The sequence below is a fragment of the Rhizobium sp. GR12 genome, from assembly GCF_036596185.1.
Taxonomy (GTDB): Bacteria; Pseudomonadota; Alphaproteobacteria; order Rhizobiales; family Rhizobiaceae; genus Agrobacterium; species Agrobacterium nepotum.
This window is the reverse complement of the sequence record NZ_JASXTH010000006.1, coordinates 73,638-96,514: the sequence shown is the minus strand read 5'-3', so window position 1 is coordinate 96,514 and position 22,877 is coordinate 73,638. Positions and strand designations below refer to the sequence as shown.

General features: G+C 59.6%; 17 protein-coding genes. 10 read left to right on the top strand and 7 right to left on the bottom strand.

Annotated features, from left to right (window positions below; translation table 11 throughout):
• Positions 1–74 precede the first annotated feature (74 nt).
• Positions 75–536, top strand: coding sequence for a DUF2867 domain-containing protein (locus tag QSK43_RS12070; RefSeq protein ID WP_332303642.1), 462 nt, complete (start codon positions 75–77; stop codon positions 534–536).
• A gap of 10 nt (positions 537–546) precedes the next feature.
• Here the strand turns inward: QSK43_RS12070 and QSK43_RS12065 are convergent, their stop codons facing one another.
• Both QSK43_RS12065 and QSK43_RS12060 read right to left on the bottom strand, forming a co-directional pair.
• Positions 547–1,641: a TraB/GumN family protein gene (locus tag QSK43_RS12065; protein WP_332303641.1), complete on the bottom strand. Its 1,095-nt coding sequence runs from the start codon at positions 1,639–1,641 to the stop codon at positions 547–549.
• 80 nt (positions 1,642–1,721) lie between these two features.
• Positions 1,722–2,669: a tyrosine recombinase XerC gene (locus QSK43_RS12060; protein WP_332303640.1), complete on the bottom strand. Its 948-nt coding sequence runs from the start codon at positions 2,667–2,669 to the stop codon at positions 1,722–1,724.
• 144 nt (positions 2,670–2,813) lie between these two features.
• Between QSK43_RS12060 and QSK43_RS12055 the strand changes: the two genes are divergently transcribed.
• From QSK43_RS12055 to fdhD, 8 genes are all read left to right on the top strand, one after another.
• Positions 2,814–5,030: a primosomal protein N' gene (locus tag QSK43_RS12055; RefSeq protein ID WP_332303639.1), complete on the top strand. Its 2,217-nt coding sequence runs from the start codon at positions 2,814–2,816 to the stop codon at positions 5,028–5,030.
• 80 nt (positions 5,031–5,110) lie between these two features.
• Entirely contained in the window at positions 5,111–5,497 is a 387-nt protein-coding gene (locus QSK43_RS12050; protein ID WP_045019649.1) for an AGROH133_08824 family phage infection protein, read from the top strand.
• Between the two features lie 261 nt (positions 5,498–5,758).
• Positions 5,759–6,325, top strand: coding sequence for a F0F1 ATP synthase subunit delta (locus QSK43_RS12045; RefSeq protein WP_200893624.1), 567 nt, complete (start codon positions 5,759–5,761; stop codon positions 6,323–6,325).
• A complete protein-coding gene (gene atpA / locus QSK43_RS12040) occupies positions 6,325–7,854 on the top strand; it encodes a F0F1 ATP synthase subunit alpha (RefSeq protein ID WP_045019653.1) in 1,530 nt (509 codons plus the stop codon). Before QSK43_RS12045 ends, atpA begins: the two co-directional genes overlap by 1 nt.
• A gap of 31 nt (positions 7,855–7,885) precedes the next feature.
• Complete coding sequence (locus QSK43_RS12035; RefSeq protein WP_332303638.1) at positions 7,886–8,764, top strand: F0F1 ATP synthase subunit gamma; 879 nt, start codon at positions 7,886–7,888, stop codon at positions 8,762–8,764.
• A 23-nt stretch (positions 8,765–8,787) separates the two neighbouring features.
• The gene (atpD, locus tag QSK43_RS12030) at positions 8,788–10,242 is read left to right on the top strand and encodes a F0F1 ATP synthase subunit beta (protein WP_045019658.1); all 1,455 of its coding nucleotides are present in this window, start codon (positions 8,788–8,790) and stop codon (positions 10,240–10,242) included.
• A 126-nt stretch (positions 10,243–10,368) separates the two neighbouring features.
• Positions 10,369–10,779: a F0F1 ATP synthase subunit epsilon gene (locus tag QSK43_RS12025; RefSeq protein WP_332303637.1), complete on the top strand. Its 411-nt coding sequence runs from the start codon at positions 10,369–10,371 to the stop codon at positions 10,777–10,779.
• Between the two features lie 274 nt (positions 10,780–11,053).
• Positions 11,054–11,869, top strand: a complete 816-nt coding sequence (fdhD, locus tag QSK43_RS12020; protein ID WP_332303636.1) for a formate dehydrogenase accessory sulfurtransferase FdhD — start codon at positions 11,054–11,056, stop codon at positions 11,867–11,869.
• A 53-nt stretch (positions 11,870–11,922) separates the two neighbouring features.
• Here fdhD and QSK43_RS12015 read toward each other — a convergent pair whose 3' ends face one another.
• From QSK43_RS12015 to QSK43_RS11995, 5 genes are all read right to left on the bottom strand, one after another.
• Positions 11,923–13,659, bottom strand: coding sequence for a methyl-accepting chemotaxis protein (locus tag QSK43_RS12015; RefSeq protein WP_332303635.1), 1,737 nt, complete (start codon positions 13,657–13,659; stop codon positions 11,923–11,925).
• Positions 13,660–14,033: 374 nt separating this feature from the next.
• The gene (locus QSK43_RS12010; RefSeq protein WP_003504949.1) at positions 14,034–14,510 is read right to left on the bottom strand and encodes a chemotaxis protein CheW; all 477 of its coding nucleotides are present in this window, start codon (positions 14,508–14,510) and stop codon (positions 14,034–14,036) included.
• Positions 14,511–14,677: 167 nt separating this feature from the next.
• Positions 14,678–18,838: a translocation/assembly module TamB domain-containing protein gene (locus QSK43_RS12005; protein ID WP_332303634.1), complete on the bottom strand. Its 4,161-nt coding sequence runs from the start codon at positions 18,836–18,838 to the stop codon at positions 14,678–14,680.
• A gap of 45 nt (positions 18,839–18,883) precedes the next feature.
• Positions 18,884–20,809 carry an autotransporter assembly complex protein TamA gene (locus QSK43_RS12000; protein ID WP_332303633.1) on the bottom strand — a complete coding sequence of 642 codons (1,926 nt, stop codon included), beginning with the start codon at positions 20,807–20,809 and terminating at the stop codon, positions 18,884–18,886.
• A gap of 175 nt (positions 20,810–20,984) precedes the next feature.
• Positions 20,985–21,236, bottom strand: coding sequence for a YMGG-like glycine zipper-containing protein (locus tag QSK43_RS11995; RefSeq protein ID WP_003492347.1), 252 nt, complete (start codon positions 21,234–21,236; stop codon positions 20,985–20,987).
• A gap of 369 nt (positions 21,237–21,605) precedes the next feature.
• Here QSK43_RS11995 and hemA point away from each other — a divergent pair, with 369 nt between their 5' ends.
• Positions 21,606–22,823 carry a 5-aminolevulinate synthase gene (gene hemA / locus QSK43_RS11990; protein ID WP_332303632.1) on the top strand — a complete coding sequence of 406 codons (1,218 nt, stop codon included), beginning with the start codon at positions 21,606–21,608 and terminating at the stop codon, positions 22,821–22,823.
• Positions 22,824–22,877: the final 54 nt, after the last annotated feature.

The following is a 22,877-nucleotide window of genomic DNA, read 5'->3' as shown; positions in this document are numbered from 1 at the left end:
GGTTTGCCGCGTTTCCGACCTGCGCGAAATAGAAGATGATGAGCCTTGCCGCGAAGGGCGGCAGGGGGTCAGGAATGCGGGATACCGAAAATATATTGCCGGATGCGGACTGGTGGGATTGCTTTGAGGGGGAGATGGCGACGGGTGGTTCGAGTTCGCTCGATGTGAGCAGACTTCTTCTCGATCACCCTCCGGCATGGATCAGCGGCCTTATGGCGCTTAGAAACCGTGTCGTATCGCTGTTTGGTCTCAGGACGGTGGAGCTGGCGGCGGGTACTTCAGCGGGCGGATTTCCGGTGCTGTCTTCCACCGCGAACAGGACCGTGCTCGGCTTTGACGACAGCCATCTCGATTTCCGCATCGTCGTTGATCTGGAACAGCAGCCGGGCGGGCAGATCGTAAAGGTCACCACCATCGTCAGGCGCAAGAACCTGCTTGGGCGCTTTTATCTTTTTGTCGTCGGACCATTTCATCGCCGCATCGTGCCGGCGACGATGCGGCCGTTTTGCGCCAATGTCCGGCCCGTTAAGGCGTAGGTGAGGGGTTTTAATCGACCCGCGTGAGTGTAAAGCCCTGGGCGCGCAGAAGCTCTATAACGCCTTCCTCGCCCGGCAGGTGCAGCGCGCCGACGGCCATGAAGACATTGCCCTTGGCGAGTTCCGGGGCCGCCCGCTCCGCCATGACGTGATTGCGGTCGGTTATGATGCGCTGCTCGAATGCGGCGTAGCCCTGGTCGCTCTCCGCTGCTTTCTTGGTGTCGAGGCTTTTCAGCATGGGCATCGTCATGCCGATATCGCCGCTGACGTAAAGATCGGTCATGGTCGTCATGATGTCGTCCATGCGGTCGCCCAGTTCGAGCGTTTCGATCAGTGCCTGTAAATGAAACTCCATCGGCAATTCGGACATGGCCGTCAGTTGCTCAACCATGGTCTCCAGTCCGACGAGACGCTTTCCATCCGCGACCGCGTCTTCGGCCAGCTTCTTGTCGAGAAAGGACAGGCCGGTGGCCTTGCGGGCGAATTCACAGGCTGGCAGGGCGACGAAGCTTGAGAGCATCCATGGCTTCATGCGCGAAACGGCGTTCAGTGGAATGCCGCGCTCCTTGAGACCCTTTTCAAGACGGGCGACATTTTCGGGCGACAGGATATCGGTGATCGACTTGCCGTCGAGAAACATGGTCAGTTCGGGCTTGGTCAGCAACGATGCCGCGATCTTCTTGTCATCGACGATTTCGTCCGATTCCACGATGACCGTCGCGGCTTTTTCGAAGGCGGGCGTGGCAGCGGCAGGCATGCCGAGAACGCGCGGATCGGTGACGTGCATGGTGCCGAGAAGAAAGGAAGGTTCCGTTCCGGCTTTCTCGATGCGCCAGAAGTTGCCCTTGCCGTTCGCGATTGCGGCCGCTTCCTGTTCGATCTTCGCAAAGCCCTGCGGATCGCTCTTGCGCATCTCTACCAGAATGTCGCTGCCCGTGCAGCTTGTCTGCTGTTCGGCGGCTTGCGCCTCACCCAGCGACAGCAAAGTCGCAAGCAGGATTGCGACCGCCGCGACATGCATCGCCGCGAGCAACCAGAGCAGGGCGTCGCCGGTCTTGCCCATCAGGGTGGCGGTGAGATTTTGTGGTTTTATCAGGCTTTGCATAGGTACCATCCGGTTCTTGTTCGCTTATAGAACGGCGGTTTGGACGTCTGGTTAATGGCTATGGTTAAGCATTTCCTGCTTCATGCGCGCGGGTGGGCATTGTCGTAGATTTCCAGCAATCTTGCGGTATCGACGCCGGTATAGATCTGCGTGGTGGAAAGGCTGGCATGGCCGAGCAGTTCCTGAATGGTACGCAGATCGCCGCCGCCGGCCAGAAGATGAGTGGCGAAGGAATGGCGCAACGCGTGCGGTGTCGCATTTTCCGGCAGGCCGAAAGCGCCGCGCAATTTCTGCATCTCGCGCTGGATGATGGCGGGTTGCAGCTTGCCGCCGCGCGCGCCGAGGAACAGCGGCTGGTCCGCCGCCAGATGATAGGGGCAGAGCTTTCTGTAAGCCTCGACCGCTTCCGCCACCACCGCCAGCAAGGGTACGATCCGGGTCTTGTTGCCTTTGCCGGTGATGCGCAGGCTGCGTGCACCTGACTGGAGGTCGGCCGGGGTTAGCCCAAGCGCTTCGGAAATACGAAGACCGCAGCCATAAAGAAGCGAGAGGACCGCAGCGTTGCGGGCGGCAATCCACGGCTCTTCGTTCAGTTGCGCCTCGGTGGTGGTGATTTTCAGCGCCTGCCGGTCGGTCAGCGGTTTCGGCAGCGATTTCGGCTGTTTGGGCGCGCGCATGGCGGTGGCACCGGCCGCATTCACCAAACCTTTCTTTTGCAGGTGGTGAAGAAGGGAGCGCAGGCCCGCCAGATGCCGCCCGAGCGAACGCGCGCCGGCACCTTCCCTGCGACGGCTGGCCAGAAAGGCGCGAAGATCGACCGGGCGCAGATCGGCTATATCGGCAATGGCTGCGGGTTTGCCGATGTAGCCGGTGAGGAATGTCAAAAACTGGCGGGTATCGCGTTCATAGGCCTCGACGGTATTGTCTGAAAGGCGGCGTTCACCCGCAATCGAGGTAAGCCAGGACTGACGCTCGTTCAGGAGATCGGGTTCGGCAAATGTCAGAATTTCGGTCACGGGGCGCTCCATTCCTGTACCGAAGTTATCCTGCCATGGTCAGCATTTGGTTAAAGCCTGCGCCTCAGCGTCGCATCCGGCATGGACTTCGCGGGGGCCAGCCATTACATGCGGGCGGTTTCCTTTTTCATTTCGCCGGGGCATGGTCGCCACATCATGGCAAAAGATTCGTCCGATCTATTTGGGGCTCTGTTCGACCCGCCGTCGCCCACGCGCACGGTGCCCGTTCTGGTGCCGATGCCGGCGCCAGGACCCTACAGTTACGCCGTGCCTGAAGATATGGTCGTGGAGACCGGCTCCGTCGTTCAGGTGCCGCTCGGGCCACGGCAGGTGTTCGGCGTGGTGTGGGACGATGCCGGAGAAAAGAGCGTCGATCCGAAGAAGCTGCGGCCCATCACCAAGAGTTTCGAGTGCCCGCCGCTGAAAGCGGAAATGCGGCGCTTCATCGACTGGGTTGCCGCATATACGCTTTCTCCGCCCGGTCTTGTGGCACGCATGGCGCTGCGCGCGCCTGCCGCCTTCGATCCCGAGCCGATGATCGAGGGGCTTCGGTTGACCGAAGGCAGGCCGGAGCGCCTGACGCCTGCCCGTGAAAGGGTGATGGAACTGGCGGCGGAAGGCCATGGCTGGACGAAGAGCGGGCTTGCCCACGCCGCCGGTGTCTCCACCAGCGTTGTCGACGGCCTCGTCAAGCAGGGCGTGTTCGAGACGGTTTTCCTGCCCGCGCCGCCTGTCGTGGCGGAGCCCGATCCGGATTATGTCGTGCCGAGACTGGAAGGCCCACAGAAGCAGGCGGCATCGGAAATTCTTGAGGATGTACGTAAAGGCGGTTTTCACGTTTCGCTGATCGACGGCGTGACCGGCTCGGGCAAAACCGAGGTCTATTTCGAAGCGGTGGCCGAGACGCTCAGGCAGGGCAAGCAGGTTCTTATCCTGCTGCCCGAAATCGCGCTGACGGCGGCGTTTCTGGATCGCTTTCACGACCGTTTCGGCGCGAGACCGGCGGAATGGCATTCGGACCTGTCGCCGCGCATGCGCGAAAAGGTTTGGCGGCAGGCGGTGACGGGTGAGGTGAGGGTGGTTGCCGGCGCCCGCTCGGCGCTTTTCCTGCCCTTCGACAATCTCGGTCTCATCATCGTCGATGAAGAGCATGATCCGGCCTACAAGCAGGAAGACCGCGTCTTCTATAATGCACGCGACATGGCCGTCGTCAGGGCGCGGATCGCGGAGTTTCCCGTCGTGCTGGTGTCCGCCACGCCCTCGGTGGAAAGCCAGGTCAATGGCAATTCGGGCCGTTACAACACCATCCATCTGCATACCCGTTTCGGCGATGCGGCGATGCCCGATCTGCATCTGGTCGATATGCGCCGCCATCCGCCGGAAAGGGGAGGGTTTCTTTCGCCGGTTCTCCTGCGCGGCATCGGCAAGACCATCGAGAAGGGCGAACAGTCCCTGCTCTTCCTCAACCGTCGCGGTTATGCGCCGCTGACGCTCTGCCGTGTCTGCGGTCACCGTTTCCAGTGCCCGCAATGTTCCAGCTGGCTGGTGGAGCACCGGTTCCGCAGTCAATTGCAATGCCACCAGTGCGGCCACAACGAGCCGACGCCGGACCATTGCCCTGAATGCGGGACCTTCGACCATCTGGTGGCCTGCGGGCCGGGGGTGGAGCGGATTGCCGAGGAGGTGGAGAAACATTTCCCCGAGGCCCGCACCATCGTGCTCTCCTCGGATCTCATGGGCGTCAAGCGGCTGCGTCTGGAGCTGGAGGCGATCGTCAAGGGCGAGGCGGATATCGTCATCGGCACGCAGCTGGTCGCCAAGGGGCACAACTTCCCCCTGATGACGCTTGTCGGTATCGTCGATGCCGATCTCGGGCTTGCCAATGGCGATCCGCGCGCGGCCGAGCGAACGTTCCAGCTGCTTTCGCAGGTGACAGGGCGCGCCGGGCGTACGGGGTTGAAGAGCCACGGTCTGCTGCAGACCTATCAACCGCAGCATCCCGTCATGCAGGCGATCGTTTCGGGTGATGCATCGGCCTTTTACGAAAGGGAGATCGTGGAGAGGGAAAAGGCCGTTCTGCCGCCTTTCGGACGCCTTGCCTCGGTCATCGTCTCCGCCGATACGCGTGCGGATGCCGAAACCCATGCGCGAGGTTTAAGGGCAGCAGCACCGCAGGTTACGGGCATCATGCTGCTCGGCCCGGCGGAAGCGCCGCTGGCGCTGATCCGCGGCCGCCACCGTTTTCGCTTGCTGGTGCACGGGCGGCGCAATTCCGACATGCAGTCTTTTCTTAGAACGCTTCTGGCCAATGGCCCGAAGGAGCGGGGCAGTGTGCATGTACAGCTCGATATCGATCCGCAAAGTTTCCTTTGAACTTTATCGATGGAGGCGTTTTCCCGCTGTCATGACCGTGTCATAACGCAGCAGGCGAAAAGAATGATTTGGGGAACGAGATGGAGTTTTATTTTCCCGCCGAGTTCGGCGAGCAGCTGGCTTTTGGAGCCGCAGTGATATCGGCCGTGATCGGCCTGTTTTTCATGTTTGCACCGGGGATTACCCTTCGCGCCTTCGGCCTGCAGCCGGCCGGTGAGCGCAGGGAGGGTTACGCGCTCGTGCGCTCCTCGCTTGCGGGTTTTTATCTTGGCCTCGGTGCTGCCGCGCTGCTTCTGGCGCAGCCCATGGTTTATCTTGCCTTCGGCGTGGCCTTCGCTCTCAGCGTATTCGGCGGCATTCTTTCCATTCTCTCCGATGGAGGCGCAACAATGCGGAATTGCTTACTTATGGTTGTGCATTTTCTCCTGGCCGCATTGTCGTTGAGCTACGTGTTCGGACTGGTCTAAGCCGGGCTTTTTGGCTTTTCTGCCGCACCAGACGCGCATCCGGAGCGAAATCGGAAAATTTAAACGCATTCCCCCTTGCCCAAACGGCGCTTTCCGCTATTACGCGTGTTGCGAGTCCCGGCGTCCTATGCTAGACGGACCGCGAAATTGGGAAAAGGCAGGGGGGAATTCCGGTCTTTTTCGGGGAAATTGAAACGATTTCAAGAATTTGATGCGGTGGAGCCCCCTCGCTGATGTTCTTGGACGATTAGCAGGGAAAAAGTGCCCGTGGCAGACACCTCCCATGGAACATCCGGTGTAGCGGAAAGGTATGCGTCGTCGCTTTTCGAGCTCGCTTTGGAAGCGGGTGCGGTCGAAGCGGTTGGAGCCGATCTGGACAAGTTCGGCGCACTTCTCGACGGAAGTGACGATTTGAAGCGTCTGGTTGCGAGCCCGGTATTTTCCGCCGAGGATCAGTTCAAGGCAATCACCGCAATCTGCGAGAAGGCCGGTATCGCCGGTCTTGCTGTTAATTTCCTCAAGGTCGTTGCGAATAACCGCCGTCTCTTTGCCGTTCCCGGCATGATCCGCGCCTACCGCACCATTGCCGCCGCCCATCGCGGCGAAATTACCGCCGAGGTCACCTCGGCGCATGCGCTCGACGAAGCGCAGGAAACTGAACTGAAGGCGGCGCTGAAGAGCGTTACCGGCAAGGATGTGACGGTTTCCGTTACCGTCGATCCTTCGATCCTCGGCGGCCTGATCGTCAAGGTCGGCTCTCGCCAGATCGATACGTCTCTTCGCACCAAACTTTCCACCCTTAAGCTTGCACTGAAAGAGGTTGGCTGATGGATATCCGCGCCGCGGAAATTTCCGCAATTCTAAAAGATCAAATCAAAAATTTCGGCAACGAGGCGGAAGTCTCGGAAGTAGGTCAGGTGCTTTCCGTCGGTGACGGTATCGCCCGCGTCTATGGCCTCGACAATGTTCAGGCCGGCGAAATGGTCGAGTTTCCCGGCGGCGTTCGCGGTATGGCGCTCAACCTTGAAGCCGACAATGTCGGTGTGGTTATTTTCGGTTCCGACCGTTACATCAAGGAAGGCGACACCGTAAAGCGGACTGGCGCTATCGTTGACGTTCCTGTCGGCCCGGAACTGCTCGGCCGCGTCGTTGACGCCCTCGGCAATCCGATCGACGGCAAAGGCCCTATCAACGCCGCCAAGCGTTCGCGCGTTGACGTCAAGGCTCCCGGCATCATTCCGCGCAAGTCGGTTCATGAGCCGATGTCGACCGGCCTCAAGGCTATCGACGCCCTGATCCCGGTTGGCCGCGGCCAGCGCGAGCTTGTCATCGGCGACCGCCAGACCGGCAAAACCGCGATCATTCTCGACACGATCCTGAACCAGAAGGCCATTCACGACAATGGTCCGGACAGCGACAAGCTTTATTGCGTCTACGTCGCTATCGGTCAGAAGCGCTCGACTGTTGCCCAGTTCGTGAAGGTTCTGGAAGAACGTGGCGCCCTGCAATATTCGATCATCGTTGCCGCCACGGCTTCCGATCCTGCACCGATGCAGTATCTGGCACCGTTCGCCGGCTGCGCCATGGGCGAATACTTCCGTGACAACGGCAAGCACGCTCTCATCGGCTATGACGACCTTTCCAAGCAGGCCGTTGCCTACCGTCAGATGTCGCTGCTGCTGCGCCGTCCTCCGGGCCGCGAAGCTTATCCGGGCGACGTTTTCTACCTTCACTCCCGTCTTCTGGAGCGCGCTGCGAAGCTCTCCGACGAAATGGGTTCGGGTTCTCTGACGGCGCTGCCGGTCATCGAAACCCAGGGTAACGACGTTTCCGCCTTCATTCCGACCAACGTGATCTCGATCACCGACGGCCAGATCTTCCTTGAAACCGACCTGTTCTATCAGGGCATCCGTCCGGCCGTTAACGTCGGTCTGTCGGTTTCGCGTGTTGGTTCCGCCGCCCAGATCAAGGCGATGAAGCAGGTTGCCGGTTCGATCAAGGGCGAGCTTGCCCAGTATCGCGAAATGGCCGCCTTTGCCCAGTTCGGCTCGGACCTCGACGCTTCCACGCAGCGCCTGCTCAACCGCGGCGCCCGCCTGACAGAGCTTCTGAAGCAGCCGCAGTTCTCTCCGCTCAAGACGGAAGAGCAGGTCGCGGTGATCTTCGCCGGTGTCAACGGTTACCTCGACAAGATTCCGGTCGCACAGATCGGCAAGTTCGAGCAGGGTTTCCTCTCCTACCTTCGTTCGGAAGGCAAGGCGATCCTCGACACCATCCGCACGGAAAAGGCTATTAGCGACGATACCAAGGGCAAGCTCAAGGGCGCTCTCGATAACTTCGCGAAGTCTTTCTCGTAAATTAGGGCTCTTTTACTCGGACGGATAACGGATGCCTTCACTTAAGGATCTGAAAAACCGCATTGCCTCCGTGAAGGCGACGCAGAAGATTACCAAGGCGATGAAAATGGTCGCCGCGGCGAAGCTTCGGCGCGCCCAGGAAGCTGCGGAGGCCGCCCGGCCGTATTCTCAGCGCATGAGCGCCGTTCTTGCCAACATCGCCAAGGCGGTAGAGGCGGACGTGGCTCCGGCGCTGATGACCGGCACCGGCAAGGACGACGTGCATCTGCTCGTCGTCTGCACGGCCGAACGTGGTCTCTGCGGCGGTTTCAACTCACAGATTTCCCGTTTTGCCCGCGATCAGGCCCGCAAGCTGACTTCCGAAGGCAAGACGGTCAAGATCATCACGGTCGGCAAGAAGGGTTACGACAGCCTTCGCCGCGAATTCGCAGCTAATATCATCGAGCGCATCGAACTGCGCGACGTGAAGAAGGTCGGTTTTGAAAATGCCGACCAGATCGCCAAGAAGGTGATCTCGCTCTTCAACGCGGGTGAATTCGACGTCTGCACGCTGATCTATTCGGAATTCAAGTCCGTTATCAGCCAGATCCCGACCGGCCTGCAGCTCATTCCGGCCGCAACCCCGGTTGTGGAACAGGAAGAAGCAACGCAGAACGCCGTCTACGAATACGAGCCGGATGCGGCTTCTATTCTGGAAGACCTTATTCCGCGCAACATTTCGGTTCAGGTTTTCCGGGCTCTGCTCGAAAACGTTGCCGGTGAAATGGGCGCCAAGATGAGCGCGATGGATAATGCAACGCGCAATGCCGGTGAGATGATCAACAAGCTGACGCTTTCCTACAACCGTCAGCGTCAGGCTCAGATCACCAAGGAACTCATTGAAATCATTTCGGGCGCGGAAGCGCTCTGAGGTAAGGAAAGAGGGTAAGGATAATGGCTAAGGCAGCTACCCCCAAGAAAACCGCAGCGGTGAACGGCGCGGGCAAGGTTACCCAGGTTATCGGCGCTGTTGTCGACGTGGCGTTCGAAGGCGAACTGCCTCCGATCCTGAACGCGCTCGAAACCGAGAACAACGGCAACCGCCTCGTTCTGGAAGTCGCGCAGCATCTCGGCGAAAACGTCGTCCGCACGATCGCGATGGACTCGACCGAAGGTCTGGTTCGCGGTCAGCGCGTCAGCGACACCGGTGCTCCGATCGAGGTTCCGGTCGGTCCGGAAACGCTCGGCCGCATCATGAACGTCATCGGCGAGCCGGTTGACGAAGCAGGCCCGATCGTCACTGCCAAGAAGCGCGCCATCCACCAGGATGCGCCGTCTTATGTCGAGCAGTCGACCGAAGCGCAGATTCTCGTCACCGGCATCAAGGTCGTCGACCTTCTGGCTCCTTACGCCAAGGGCGGCAAGATCGGCCTGTTCGGCGGCGCCGGCGTTGGCAAGACGGTTCTCATCATGGAACTGATCAACAACGTCGCCAAGGCGCATGGCGGTTACTCGGTATTCGCCGGCGTGGGTGAGCGTACCCGTGAAGGTAACGACCTCTATCACGAAATGATCGAGTCGAACGTCAACAAGCTCGGCGGCGGCGAAGGCTCCAAGGCTGCGCTCGTTTACGGCCAGATGAACGAACCGCCGGGCGCCCGCGCCCGCGTCGCCCTGACCGGTCTGACCATCGCTGAAAACTTCCGTGATGAAGGGCAGGACGTTCTGTTCTTCGTGGACAACATTTTCCGCTTCACGCAGGCTGGTTCGGAAGTGTCGGCTCTGCTTGGCCGTATTCCTTCGGCCGTGGGCTATCAGCCGACGCTCGCAACGGACATGGGCCAGATGCAGGAACGCATCACCACCACGAACAAGGGTTCGATCACCTCGGTTCAGGCAATTTACGTTCCCGCCGACGACTTGACCGACCCGGCGCCTGCTACCTCGTTCGCGCATCTTGACGCAACGACGGTTCTATCGCGCTCGATCGCTGAAAAGGGTATTTACCCGGCTGTTGACCCGCTCGACTCCACTTCGCGTATGCTCGACCCGATGATCGTCGGTGAGGAACATTACGAGGTTGCCCGTAAGGTCCAGTCGACCCTGCAGCGCTACAAGTCTCTCCAGGACATCATCGCCATCCTCGGAATGGACGAACTGTCGGAAGAGGACAAGCTGACGGTTGGCCGCGCCCGCAAGATCGAACGCTTCCTGTCGCAGCCGTTCTTCGTTGCCGAAGTCTTCACCGGTTCTCCGGGCAAGCTCGTCGCGCTCGAAGACACGATCAAGGGCTTCAAGGGCCTGGTCAACGGCGAATATGACAGCCTGCCGGAAGCCGCTTTCTACATGGTCGGTTCGATGGAAGAAGCCATCGAAAAGGCAAAGAAGCTGGCTGCTGAAGCTGCCTGATCATGAATTGGCGGGCGCGTGGGTTTACCGCGCGCTTGCCTTCAATGACGGTGAAACCGGAACGGCTTTGCCGCGTTGTTACAAAAAGTCCGTGACGCCCGCGTAATTGAAAAGAAGTGAAGAGCCATGGCTGACAGTTTCAAATTCGATCTCGTTTCCCCGGAACGTCTGCTCGTTTCCGAAACGGTTACGGAAGTCGTCATCCCGGCTACGCTGGGTGAGATGACGGTTCTGGCCAATCACGCGCCGGTGATGACGACGATCAAGCCGGGTCTGGTAACGGTGAAATTCGCCTCCGGCGAAACGCACAAATATGTCGTCTTCGGCGGCTTTGCCGATATTCTTCCGACGGGTTGCACGCTTCTCGCCGAATCCGCCGTTTCGGCCGATGATATCTCTCCCGACACGTTGCAGAAGCGTATCGAAGCGGCCCGCTCCGAAATCGAGGAGGGTAATCATCACCACGAACATCGGACCAAGCTTGAAAAGCATCTTTACGAACTGACGAACCTGCACGAGGTTCTCGTCGCCGCTTGAAAGCACCGGGCGGGTTCGAAAGAATGACTGCCCACAAAATATCTAACCAAAAAAGCGGCCGCTTCGGTCGCTTTTTTCGTTTTGGGCCTCCGGCCATTTCTCACATGCAGAAGAGATTCGGCGCCCGTTTCCGGAAAGAGTGTCTCCCAGCTCAGCCCTGCTTGCGGAAATTGATTCCGATTTTCAGGGCGATAGGCTAGATGTGATGGTGAAAAGGAACGCCGCTTTTATCGAACGGAAGCCGAGGTGAAGACGCGTTTCTTGCCATGGAGGAATGATCGCCATGTCGGCAGAAGCAAGTTATCGAAGGGTCGCGAGAACCGCTCTGCGACAGGGTACTCTTGTCACTGGGGAGCGGGCCGTGCCTGAAGAAGTGCCGGTTGCCTTTTCTTACGGTGGCAGCACCCATGCCGTAATGATGGCCAGCCCCGCCGATCTCATCGATTTCGCCGTCGGCTTCAGCCTCACCGAAGGTATCATATCCGCACGCGCTGAAATCCGGGCCATCGAGGTGATCGAGGCGAGCCAAGGCTACGATGTCCAGGTGGATTTGATGGATGCCGAGGCCGATGCCCTGCGGGCGAGACGGAGGCATATGGCAGGTCCGGTGGGCTGCGGTCTCTGCGGGATTGAATCGATAGAACAGGCTGTGCGTGTCGTGCCGGATTTGAGCAACGCGAGAATGTCCATTGAAGGTCACGAGATCGTTGCCGCGATGAAGGCGCTTAATGATGCGCAAAATCTCAACCGCGAGACCAGGGCCGTTCACGCTGCGGGTTTCTACAATCCTGGGAAGGGCCTGCTTGCGGCGCGTGAGGATGTCGGTCGCCACAATGCCCTCGACAAGCTCGCCGGTGCGGTCGTCAACGCCAACATATCCGCCGAGGCGGGCATTGTGGTTGTCACCAGCCGCCTGTCGGTGGAGATGGTTCAGAAGACGGCGATCCTCGGCAGTCCGGTTTTGGCGGCAATTTCGGCGCCCACCGCGCTTGCCATCGAAACCGCTGAGGCGGCAGGCATCACACTTGTCGCGCTGGTCCGGGGTGAAGACTTCGAAATCTTCACCCATGCAGACCGCGTTATTTTATAGCGCCAAAGGCCATCATCTACACGTGGCCTTCCGGCTTGGTCGGGCGTGGAGATCTAAAACTCCGCCCATTCCGCCGCCGCATTTCCATGGGACCTGACTGCAGCATATCGCGGCTGTGCTGCTGGCAGTCTGGTGACCATGGCTGGTTTTCTGTCATTCGGCTGGACGGGTAACAGCGATGCCTCGCGCGATATCCTGAACTGCCGCAGCAATTCGTGCAGGTTCTCCGCCTCATTGGCAAGGCCGTGGCTGGCGGCGGTGGTTTCCTCCACCATCGCGGCGTTTTTCTGGGTCGCCTGATCCATGACGTTGACGGCCTGATTGATTTCTCTCAGCCCGTTCGCCTGTTCGCGCGATGCCTCGACGATCGCCGAGACGTTGGCATCGATTTCGCCCATCTGCGACTGAATATCCCGCAAGGCGCCGCCGGTTCTGCCAACCAGATCGACGCCGTTGACGACCTGTTCGCGGGAGGTGTTGATGAGGGATTTGATTTCCTTGGCCGCGACTGCGGATCGTTGCGCGAGTTCCCGCACTTCCTGCGCCACGACAGCGAAACCCTTGCCTGCTTCGCCGGCGCGGGCTGCTTCGACGCCCGCATTCAGCGCCAGAAGATTGGTCTGGAAGGCGATGTCGTCTATGACGCCGATGATGTTGGTGATTTCACCGGATGAGCGCGAAATCGCGTCCATGGCGGAAATCGCCTGTTGAACGACTTCGCCGGAATGTTCGGCGTGTTCTTTCGTTCGCAGTACCAGCTTTCCGGCTTCGCCGGCGCGCTGGCTGGCGTCGGTAACGGTGGTGGTGATTTCTTCCAGCGCGGCTGCGGTTTCCTCCAGTGAAGCGGCTTGCTGCTCGGTGCGCTGCGAGAGTTGATCGGCGGCTATGCGTATCTCGCCCGAGCCGGATGCGATTGTCGAGGCATTATGGGCGATCGTCTGCATGGTGGTCTGAAGTTTGCCGACAACGTCGTTGAAGTCGTGCCGCAGCTTCTCCATGCTGGGCACGAAGCTGTTATCGAGACGCTGGATCAGATCGCCCTCCGCCAGTGCCTGCAAGGCATCGGCAAGAGCGGTAATGGCGCTCATGCGCGGGGTGACGTCGGTTGCGAATTTTACGACTTTCACCACCTTGCCGGCCTCATCCAGCACCGGATTATAGGCGGCCTGGATCCATATTTCCTTGCCGTTCTTTCCGTAGCGAACAAATTCGTCGGAGATGAATTCCCCCGATGCCAGCCGCTGCCAGAAATTGGCATAGGCAGGGGATGCGGTATAGGCCGGATCACAGAACATGCGGTGGTGTTTGCCTGCGATCTCCTTCAGATCGTAGTTCACGGTGGTGCAGAAATTCGGATTGGCGGTGATGATCGTGCCATCAGGCAAAAACTCGATGGTGGCCTGGGAGCGGGAAAGCGCCTCCAGCTTGCCGGCGTCTTCCGTGGCCTTGATCTTCTTGGCGGTGATGTCGGTCGCGATCTTGACGACCTTGTAGGGTTTGCCCGAACGGAAGACGGGATTGTAGGAAGCCTCGATCCAGATGGCCGACCCGTCCTTGCGGATTCGGCGATACTCCTTGGCCTGAAATTCGCCGCGCGCAAGAGATTCCCAGAATTCCTGATATGCGCGCGATGCGACAATATCTCCGCTGCAGAAGATGCGATGGTGCTTGCCGACGATCTCAGTGAGATCATAGCCCAGCGCCGTGCAGAAATTGCGGTTTGCCGTGAGAATATTACCTTTGAGATCGAATTCTATGACCGCCTGCGATCTGGATATCGCATCGAGCATGTTTCGGTTATCTGCGCTTTTCCCTAACCCCAGCATTAACGTCCCCCAAATATCGGCCCACGGCGCGGCTTGCCGCACGGAAGGCGCGGTCCACGTCGTATCATGTTGAACAACGAATAGGTTTTGCCACCAAAGGCGGCAATGCAGGCACTTGCGACTAAGCAGCCCCCGTCAGGTATCGGACCCGCGTGATGTCGTGCGGCGCGCGGTACTGTTCGTCGGCTTTTAATATTATGGATATCTAATATTAAAATGTTCTTATTTAAGTTGTGGGACGGGTGAGAAAACAAAAACCGCCGGGCAGGTGCTCCGGCGGTCTGGTTTTGTCGTAGATAATCGTTGTTAAACGCTTGCGTCAGAATGTAATCGCCCGATCAGGCTGCGAGATCTTCCGCTTCGGTTCCCTTGAACATTTTTGCGAGGTTCAGGAAGCAGATCATGCCATGTTCGTTGGCGATGATGCCTTCGGAATAGGACTTGTCGAAAGAGGCCGAGATTTCCGGAACCGGCTGGACCTGATTTGCCGGGATCGTCAGGATGTCCGAAACGCGGTCGACGAGCATGCCGATGACCATGTTGTGCACTTCGGCTACAACGATCGCGCTTCGTTCATTCGCAACGGTGCTTTTCATGCCGAGCTTGTGGGCCAGATCGATAATCGGAATGACGGAGCCGCGCAGATTCATGACGCCGATGACGTCTTTCGGCGCGTGAGGAATGGGCGTGGAAGGCGCCCAGCCGCGAATTTCGCGGATGGTCGTCGTCTTCACGCAGAATTCCTGATCATGCAGGCGGAATGCGATGATTTCGAGCGTCTCGCCGCCAAAGTTCGTGGAGTTTATCATTGCCATCAGAATTCTTCCCAATGCTCGCTGTGGAGGCCAGCGCAAGTGCACCGACACTTGCATATGCGAATTTGGCGTTCTGCCTGGTGCCTGAACAGCCGGAAATAATATTTCCGCCTTCATTCAATGATTCTTATCATGAGATCGTTTCGCAAACCTAAATGCGGCCGGTCTCAATATTCCTTCTCGTAAAATATGCCGGCAGCACCTTCGCCATTGCCGCCCGCTTCGCCGCGCAGTTTCACGCCGCGCCCGACATCGAGGTTGATGATCGCTTTGGCGCCGGAATCACCGCTTTGCTGCAGTTCGAGATAGGTTCTTTCATTGAGATATTTGCCGGCGGAAACGCGGGCCTGGCCTTCGGAATCCGTCGAGATATCGAGATCGTCGACGCCGAGATTGCTGCGGAGCTTATCGAACAGCGAGGTGGAACGCCCGCCGGCGAGTTGGGCTGCCGCATCCGCCAGTCGCGCGATCTGCAAGGCGGAGAGTTTCGACATGGACTGGCCGAAGATCAGCTGCGCCATAACTTCATCCTGCGGCAAGGCAGGTGCTGAGGAGAAGGCGAATGTCGGATCGTTGGCAGTGCCGGAAACCGCAACCGTGATGGTGGTGGAGCCGGCGGTCGATTGCGCTTCCATATCCAGAACCGGCACGAGGCCGCCACCGAAGGTGATGTTGCCCGTCTTGAAATCGAGACGGCGGGTCAGGATTTCGAGCCGGCCACGGCGCATTTCAAAGCCGCCGGAAATGACGGGAACAGCCGCCGTGCCGCGAATGGTTAGATTGCCCGTCAGTTCCGCATCGATGCCGCGTCCGCGCACGAAGATGCCGCTCGGTGCGTTTACCTGTAGATCAAGATTGATGGTGGAGGAACTGCCGCTGCTGCCCTGATCGCCGCCAAGCGCCTTTGCCTGCGCACGCACCTGTGGTGGAGCGTTCTTGTGCTTGACGTTGATTTCCGTCAGCGAGGCGGGAAGTTTCTCCGGAATGGTAATCGCGCTTCTGTCCAGCGTCAGGTTGCCACCAAGCACCGGCGAACTCAAAAGCGGGCCTTTCAGCGTCAGCGTACCGCTTACCACCGTCGTCACCAGCGTGCCGTCATTGTAGCCAGCGCGATCCAGCGTGATCGTAATGTCGGCCGGGAAGCCTGAACCGCCGGCGATACCGATGCTGCCGGTTCCCGAGATCGTTCCGCCGCCCGCAAGCTTGCCCGTCAACCGGGAGATGATGGCGCGGTCGCGATCGAAGGTGACGGTTGCCCCCAGTCCGTTGACTGTCAGGTTCCGGCGCACGTCGGTCAGGCGCGTACCATCGGTGCTGATGCTGCCGGTAACGACAGGTGCGGAAGCGCTGCCGGAGATTTTCACATCGATGGCGGCTGTGCCGTCTACATCGAGGCCCTGCGCTGCGGTTTGCGCCGCAACGGCGGAGAAGGGCAGCCTGCCGGAAAAGGCCATGGAAAGCGGGCGATTGCCGGCTATACCGAGGGAGCCGCCGCCCGAAAGCGACATGCCGCCCTGACCGGATACATTGGTGTCGATCTGCAGGGTGCCGGCGGCGAAACGGCCGTTTGCCTTGATGCCGAGTGCGGCAAGCCCGGCGGCGCGGGTCTGGGCAACCTCGGCATTCGTCCAGTTCAGATTGTAGTCGACCGAAGGATCGGAAGCTGCGCCCTTGGCGCTGACCGTGCCGGATATGTTGCCCGCCGCATCCAGGCCGGTGGCGAAGGCATTTGCGAGGCTTGCGGGAAGCGAGCGGATATCGGCGTTGATGTCGAGCGTCGATCCGGCGATGCCGTTCACCTCGACGCGCCCGTCGCCGGTGATGATGGTCAGACCGGATATGCGGGCCGCACCGTTCTCAATCGCGATTGTGCTCGGTTTTTCAAGCCTCACGGCGATGCCCCTGGGGGCGGCCGAGAAAGTATCGATCCGCACGGTCATCGGTGAGCCGCCGGTATTGGCGCTGCCCTTTGCCACCAGCGGCGCATTGTCGTAACGGCCGTTGACGTCGAACTCGGTCGTGGTGCCGGAATGAGCGATGGTCGCATTCAGAGCGGAAATCGATGCCGCGCCGGCATTGACGCTGTCGGCACTGACCTTGCCGTTGATGGCGAGGGCCTGCAAGTCGTCGATGGTGATATCGGCGGCCAGCTTGGAGATCGTCGTCGTGCCCTGGCGGATGCTGCCGCCATTCGCCTTTATCGTCGCGGCGGTCCGGCCGTTGGCGTTGCTCAGTGCTATCTCGCCGGCAATGTCGCCATCTGCCTGTTGTGCGGCAAGTGCGGCCAGCAGGGCCAAATCCGGGAAGTTGAAGGAAAGATTGCCGGAGGGCAGGAATTGCTGCGAGAATTGCAGCTGCCCGTTCAATATGTTGCGGCCCACCGCCACATGAAGTTCGGGTATCGCCGTACCGTTTTCGGTCTGCACTACATTGGCGTTGGCGTCGATCTTCTGCTGGTCGAGGCTGCCGCTGGCGGTCAGTTTCGCCTGCGGCGCAGCGGGATCGGCCTTGCCAGAGGCATTGACCTTCAGCGCTTCGAGTTTTCGTCCGGCGAGGATCGCACTTTCGGAACTAAGCGTGATGTTGAAATCGGGTGCGGCAAGCGCGCCGCTGGCTTCGATTGTAAAATCGGCAACGCCCTTCGCCTGCGGTGTCAGTTTTTCGAGGGCGGGGAACTTGCCTGTCAGGTTGGCGCTTAACGCATCGTTTTCGAGGCTGACATCACCGGCCGCTTCGACCGTTCCGGATTTGACCACGAGGTTCTGAACGCTGGTGCGCCCGCCGATGATCAGGTCGATATCGCCCTGCAAGGCTATGGTGGTGTCGAATTTTTCCGCAAGCGCTGGCGGCAGGGTGGCGGGCAGCGCAAAGAGCTGCACGCTGGACGTCAGGCGATTGTCAGTGAGATCGAAACTGCCATTCAGCGTTCCGCCGACACTGGCGCTTTCCAGCGTTGCGCCGTCGAAACCGATGGCGGAAGAGGTGAGGCTGAGCGGCGCCTTGATGGTGACGGGCGCGCGCACTAACCGGTCGATGTCAGGACTGACGAAGGACGATTGCGCCACGGACAGGACGGTCTGGATGGTGCCGCTGCGGCTGGCAATGTTGAGATCGCTGCTCTCAGCCGTCAGTTTGACGTCGTCAAGCCTGCCCTGGGGCAGGGAAAGGCTGCGCAAGGATGCGGTGGTCTTAAGATGTGCGGCATCGGCGCCTCCTTTCAACGAAAGATCGAGCCCGTTGATGAGGGCCTGAACCTCGCCATTGTTCAGCGGCCAGCGGAAATCGACCGGACCGGTGGTGCCGATGAGGTTCGCGCTGAGATCGTTCTGGCCATTCGGATCGATGGTGCCGGAGGCTGTCAGCAGCAATGTGCCGGTTTCCAGCGTGCTGCTGCCGATATCGATGCGGCCCTGCGGGGAGAGTGTGGCGTTTGCGTCGAGTTTCGTCTCACCGGCGAAAAGCTGGCGGAAGGCAGGGGGCAGAAGCAGATCGGGCTGGCCGCCGCCTGTGATCTCGATACGGCGTGTGCCGTCTTCGGCAAGAAGATGATGGCCGGTGACATTGACGACGGGGTTGCCGGCGACATTGCCACGCAATGTCCCCGTCCAGTCGGAAAGCGGCCCTTCGCCGTTCACGTCAAGCGCGACAGCGGGCGTGCCCGGAAGCGAAAGCAACGTGGCGAGAAGCCCGCCTTCGGGCTCTTTCATCTCGGCTTTCAGCTTCAGGACGTTTTCATTCGGCAGAAATGCGATGTCCGCATTGACGACGGCATCCGGAGCATTCCGTCGATGGGCGGTGAGCGACAGCCTTATATCGTCCTGGGCCGCCTTGAGATTGCCTTCGGCGCTCAGGTCGAAGGGACGGCCGAGAAGCGATTGCCCGAGGCTTATGTCGGGAAAATTGAAATTGTCGATGCCGATTTCTATTGGCAGCGAGGAGGTGTCGGAGCTTTTGGTCGTCGTTTGCTCCGCGGGAAGCGGTTTGCGCTCGACGTCGATCGATCCGGCCGACACCCGGTCGGCATGGAAGGTTCCGGCAAGAAGCGACAGCGGCGACCAGTCGACGGCGATCTGGTTCAGGCGGGCATAAGGTCCCTGCCTGTCCGAAAGGGTGACGTTGTCGAGCCGCAGGCGACCCGTCAAAAGCCCGCTGGGCGGAGAGATTTCGATTGTCTGATCGGGTGTGGATACGAGCGATGAAATCTGCTGTGCGGCAATTCTGGCGCCCATCGGGGTAAGACCAACGAACAGAACCGCAAGCAACACCAGCACCACGCCGCAAAGAGCAGCGTAGCCCAGCCATTTCAACAATCGAATCAACGTTTTCATCAAGGGTAATCTACACTCTATTGCAAGGGTGTTCGACGTCGGCGCTTAAAAAGACTGACCGATGCCGGCATAAATGCCGAAATTATTGCCACCATCATATTTATCGAGCGGCATGGCGACATCGAGACGCAGAGGCCCGAAGGGCGTCGCGTAACGCAAACCGATACCGGCGCCAGCCCGGATATCGGAGAAATCGGGAGTTACTTCATCCGAAACCACACCCGCATCGATAAAGGGCACGATGCCGATCGTTTCGGTGACCTTGATGCGCGCCTCGATGGAGCCGACCACATAGGAGCGGCCGCCGGTCGCGTCGCCGGCTGCATTATAGGGCGATATTTCCTGATAGCTGTAGCCGCGCACAGATCCGCCGCCGCCGGCATAAAAACGCCGGGTCGTCGGTATGTCCTGTAGATCGCTGCCGCCGACAAGCACGCCGCCGGAGAGCTTTCCGGCCATGATCAGCCGGTCTTCGGCGCCAAGTCCCTTGTAGCCCGTGATGGAGCCTTCGAAAGAGGAAAAGAACGTGCCGTTCAGCGCTTCATAGCTGGGCTTGGCGGCCACGGATGCGCGAAAGCCTTCGGTGGGATTGAGCTTGTCGTCGCGCGTGTCGCGCACGAATTCCAGCGGTATGGAGGTGGTCAGATATTCGTTCTTGCCGAACGCGTCCTCGGTATCGGCCCATTGCACCTCGAGACCGGCGGCGGCGGTGTCGGTGTCGTTCAGCTCGTAACTGAAACCGGCGGATCCCGTCAGCGTCTTGGCCTCGTAGGTGTCGGGATGCTCGGTCTTGGCGATAAGGCTGGTCTTGAATGTGGTGCGCGGATTGAACATGCCGGGCTTGGTGAAGGTGATGCCCGCCGAATAATCCATGCCTTCGACGCTCGATGCTTCGGCGATGCGCGAAACCGCTCCTTCGATACGCAGCGATTCCGCCTGTCCGAACAGGTTCCTGTGGCCCCAATACCCCTGGAGGCCAATGCCTTCCGTGGTGGAATATTGTGCGCCGACACCGAAATAGCGGTGCTTGCCTTCCGACACCTCGATGGTGAGCGGAATGGAACCGTCGCGCGCCAGCGTTCCCGCTTCCTTGATCGTCAGGCTGGAAAAGACGCCTAGCTGGCGCAGCCGGTCCGCGGCCTTGCGCAGCTTTTCCGGCGAATAGGGCTCGCCGCCATTGAGGCGCGAATAACGGCGAATGAAGTCGCCATCGACGGTTTTTTCGCCGGTGACGGCGACCGTGCCGAGTGGGGCGACGGGACCGCCTTCGGCTGCCATGGTAATATCAACCGTATTCGTCGCGTGGTTTGCGACCGCCTCGCGTTTCGTCAGTTTGGCAAGCGGACGGCCTTCCGCCCTCAGATCGTCGATCAGCTTATTGCCGGCGCGGATGATCGCCAGAGAACCGGCATCGCCGCCGGTCGTCAGGCCATATTGCTCGAGATTGCGGCCTGTGACATCGCCTTCGAGCCGGACATTGCCGAGCGTGAAAACCGGACCGGGCGTGACCGTAATGACCACGGGCACCGGTGCGGAATGATCGAACACCGGATTGGGCGGCAGATCGTCCACATCGTTGCCGGCGACGGTGACCTGGACGATGCCGCCATAACGGGCGTTTTCGTAAAGTGCCGCGATCAGCCTGTCCCTGTCGTCGCGCGCCTTTATCAAAAGACCGAGATCGCCTGAGGCCGGTTTTTCCTTGTCGGCCAGGAGAAGCGAGCTGTTTTCGAGACTGCCTGTTAGCGACTTGTCCGCATCGGGTGCATTAAGCGTCACGGCATATTTGACCGGATTGATAACCTCGACCTCCGGTTCTTCCGAACCCCAGAGGCGCACACCGAACAGCTTGAAGGCAAAAGCGTCGCGGGCGAACGCCGGGTACAGGGCGAACGTGACTGCAACCGCAAGGGCGGTGCCAGCTTTCCGATACGCAATACCTGTCTTCGGGTTAGTCCGTGTTCTTCGCATAAGGTGCTTTATGGTTGAGCATTTATTTTGGCTCTAACCCGTTTCCTCTCCGTTAACGTTGCAGTTTAATCATAAATAAACGGCGTTGAGGACCCTTCGGCTTGCGTTTTGCCCGCCTTAACGCAAAAAGCCCCGGGTGACCGGGGCTTCTGTGCAACGGTATCTTGCTAAGCGATTAACGGCAACGTGCCGTGTAACGCTGACCGTACTGGTCGCGGTAATAGCAATAACCCGGCTCGGATGCATTGCCGATCAAAGCGCCGCCTACGCCGCCGATCGCCGCACCGACTGCCGCACCACGAACGTTACCCGTGATAGCGCCGCCGAGGACCGCACCGGAAACGGCACCGATCGAAGCTCCCTTTTCGGTCTGCGTGCAGCTCGCGAGCGACAGGCCGACCAGCGCAAATATGATTGCCTTTTTCATGAAACTCTCTCCAACGTTACAATGAGCTCTTCGGCTCGGTAGGCGTCCCATATTTATCTGCGGCGACTGCTACCTCCGACCGCAACAGATAACTAACAATTCGATATCGTTTAGGGAAGCCTCATTTCCAGGCATTCCTCCGGGCGGAATCGATTGCGTGCCAAACAACGGTGCGACACGAAAAAGGTTCCAAATTTCGCGGTTTTTTGATGTGAATCAATTTTGTACTTTTCATCAGCTTCTATAAACGGTTTATTGGAATGGTTCAAAACAACGGCGAATTGACGCAGACGTGGTTAAAGCGGCTCGCAAGGGTTGACGGTCCCGGTGCCGGGGCAGAAAACGATCTGGTCAATTCTGGAGCATGGCATGGACTTCGAGGCATTTTTCACGACGGAACTGCAAAGCCTGCATTCTGAGGGGCGCTATCGCGTTTTTGCGGATATCGAACGCCAGCAGGGCAATTTTCCCCGCGCGACACGGTACAACGCCAATGGCGAGCGCAAGGACGTAACCGTCTGGTGCTCCAATGATTATCTGGGCATGGGCCAGAACCCGAAAGTCATCGAAGCCATGAAGGCCGCCGTCGATCACTGTGGCGCGGGTGCGGGAGGCACCCGGAACATTTCTGGCACCAACCATTATCACGTCCTGCTGGAGCAGGAACTCGCCGATCTGCACGGCAAGGAATCGGCGCTGATCTTCACGTCGGGTTATGTTTCCAACTGGGCCACACTCGGCACGCTTGGCCAGAAAATTCCGGGCCTCATCATTTTCTCCGACGCGCTCAACCACGCATCGATGATCGAGGGCATCCGTTACGGCCGTTGCGAGCGGGTGATCTGGAAACATAACGATCTCGAAGATCTCGAGGCGAAGCTCAAGGCCGCCGATCCGAATGCGCCGAAGCTCATCGCGTTTGAATCCGTCTATTCGATGGATGGCGATATCGCGCCGATCAAGGAAATCTGCGATCTGGCCGATCGTTATGGCGCCATGACCTATCTCGACGAGGTTCACGCCGTCGGCATGTACGGACCGCGCGGCGGCGGCATCGCCGAGCGCGAAGGCCTCATGGATCGCCTGACGATCATCGAGGGGACGCTCGGCAAGGCCTTCGGCGTGATGGGCGGTTACATTACCGGCTCGACTGCGGTCTGCGACTTCATCCGCTCTTTCGCATCCGGTTTCATCTTCACGACAGCGCTGCCGCCGTCGCTTGCCGCTGGCGCGATCGCTTCGATCCAGCATCTGAAGGCAAGCCCCTTCGAGCGCGCCCGTCATCAGGACCGGGTGCGCAAGCTGCGCGGTCTCCTCGATGCGCGCGGCATTCCGCACATGGACAATCCAAGCCATATCGTACCGGTCATGGTGGGCGATGCCGCCAAGTGCAAATGGATTTCGGATATCCTGCTCGACAATCACGGCGTTTACGTGCAGCCGATCAATTATCCGACCGTGCCGCGCAAGACCGAGCGTCTGCGCATTACCCCGACGCCGCTGCACACCGATGCCGACATCGAGCAGCTGGTCGGTGCGCTGCACCAGCTCTGGTCGCATTGTGCGCTGGCGCGGGCGGTGGCATAACACCCCCCGTATTCTCAATGCGAGAGTGAAGAGAAGCGAGCGCGGATAGGTGAG